Annotated in this window: 3 protein-coding genes; 2 read left to right on the top strand and 1 reads right to left on the bottom strand. The window is 64.3% G+C overall.

Features of this window, described 5'->3' with window-relative positions; all coding sequences use genetic code 11:
* A partial coding sequence (locus AABA86_RS33860) for a molybdopterin cofactor-binding domain-containing protein (protein ID WP_338309831.1) occupies positions 1-428 on the top strand: 428 nt, incomplete at its 5' end.
* Between the two features lie 72 nt (positions 429-500).
* On the top strand, positions 501-761 hold the full coding sequence (locus AABA86_RS33865; RefSeq protein ID WP_338309832.1) for a hypothetical protein: 261 nt from the start codon (positions 501-503) through the stop codon (positions 759-761).
* Between the two features lie 141 nt (positions 762-902).
* Here AABA86_RS33865 and AABA86_RS33870 read toward each other — a convergent pair.
* Positions 903-2,048: outer membrane protein assembly factor BamB family protein (locus tag AABA86_RS33870; protein ID WP_338309833.1), on the bottom strand; the 1,146-nt coding region annotated here is incomplete at its 5' end.

Below are 2,048 nucleotides of genomic sequence, written 5' to 3' on the forward strand. Positions count from 1 at the left end.
TCGAGCTGGTCGCCGAGAAGGGCGAATGGGGCCGTCAGGTGCCGAAGGGCCACGGTCTCGGCATTGCCGTGCACCGCAGCTTCGTCAGCTACATCGCGACCATCGTCGAGGTCGCCATCGACGACAAGGGCAAGCTGACGGTGCCACGGGTCGACACCGCGATCGATTGCGGCACCTATGTCAACCCCGAACGCATCGCCTCCCAGATCGAGGGCGCCGCGATCATGGGGCTCAGCCTCGCCAAATACGGCGAGATCACCTTCAAGGACGNNAACGTCTACATCGTGCCGCCCGCATCAGACACGCCGCCAAGCGGCGTCGGCGAGCCCGGTGTCCCGCCATTCGCGCCGGCACTGATGAACGCGATCTTCGCTGCGACGGGAAAACGCATCCGCACGCTCCCGATCGGCAAGCAATTGGAGGCGTGAGACGGAACAGAGGCGCGAGACGGAACACAAGCGGTCTCGCGCCGTTTCCATCGATCTGACAGGAGCAGATCGATGACAAATATCTCAAGGGCGCTCGCAGTCTCGTTGCTGTCGAGCGCTTTTCTTTTGACGGCCTCCGGCGCATTCGCCCAGAGCAACACGACGCCGCCGGCCACCGCGACGCGCCCCTCCGCGCCGGACCAGAACTCGCTGCCCAACACCAACGCCCCGCCCGCCTCGACCACCCAGACCACCGGACAGCACAATCCGGATCCCAAGATTCAGGAGATGAACCAGAAGGAAAAGGACAAGGTGGAGCGTCAGGGCAAGTAGTGCTGCTCTGAGGTGCTGCAAACCGACGGTGCCACACCGTCATGGCCGCGTCACCATACACGCAAGAAATGCGGCGGACGTTGCCGTCCGCCGCATTCGCCACCCCCCTGCTGCTCCGCCTCTTTCGATCCGCCCGCGGAGCTACTTCTTCAGCGCGAACACCCAGATGACGCCGCCTTGCGGCACGTTGGCTTCGATGCCGATGTTGTTGGTCACCAGCGCGTCCTGGATGCGTTGCGCGTCGACACCCCATCCCGACTGGATCGCGATGTATTGGGTGCCGTCGATCTCATAGGACACCGGCATGCCCATGATGCCGGAGTTGGTCTTCTGCTCCCACAAGAGTTCGCCGGTCTTGGCGTTGAAGGCGCGGAAGTTGCGGTCATTGGTGCCGCCGACGAAGATAAGATCGCCCGCGGTCGCCGTCACCGAGCCGAACAGCTGCGACTTCGGGAAGTTGTGTTGCCACACCTTCTTGCCGGTGGTGGGATCCCAGGCCTGCAGCTCGCCAAAATGATCCGCGCCCGGCTTCGTCTTCAGACCGATGTCTTCCGGCTTGGTGCCGAGCCAGAGCTCGCCCGGCTTGAGCGCGACCTTCTCGCCGGTGAAACCGCCGCAGAAGTTCTCGTTGGCGGGCACGTAGACGAGGCCGGTCTTCTGGCTGTAGGCCGCCGACGGCCAGTCCTTGCCGCCCCACAGCGACGGGCAGAACTCGACGCGCTTGCCGACCACCGGCTTGTGCGCGGGGTCGACGATGGGCTTGCCGCTCTCGGGCTCGATGCCTTTCCAGACGTCGGTCGAGACGAACGGCCAGCCGGCGACATAGTTGATCTTGGTCGGCGTGCGCTCGAGCACCCAGAAGATCGCGTCGCGGCCCGGATGGACCAGGCTCTTGATGTTGCGGCCATCACGTTGCAGGTCGATCAGCATCGGCGCCTCGACCTCATCCCAGTCCCAGGAATCGTTCTGGTGGTACTGGTGAAAGGTCTTGATCTTGCCGGTGCTCGGATCGAGCGCAAGCACCGAGGAGGTGTAGAGATTGTCGCCGGGATGGGTCTCGCCCGGCCATGGCGCGGCGTTGCCGACGCCCCAATAGATCGTCTTGGTCTCCTTGTCGTAATTGCCGGTCATCCAGGCCGAGCCGCCGCCGTTCTTCCAGTCGTCGCCCTGCCAGGTGTCATGGCCCGGCTCGCCTTCGCCCGGAATGGTGAAGGTTCGCCACAGCTCCTTGCCGTCCTTGGCATCATAGGCGGCGACATAGCCGCGCACGCCGAACTCGCCGCCGGA

The sequence above is a fragment of the Bradyrhizobium sp. TM233 genome (genome assembly GCF_036247965.1).
Lineage (GTDB): Bacteria > Pseudomonadota > Alphaproteobacteria > Rhizobiales > Xanthobacteraceae > Bradyrhizobium > Bradyrhizobium ottawaense.

Excerpts from the sequence above, each read along its gene's own strand:
- AABA86_RS33865 (WP_338309832.1), top strand. The coding sequence starts at position 501 with ATGACAAATATCTCAAGGGCGCTCGCAGTCTCGTTGCTGTCGAGCGCT.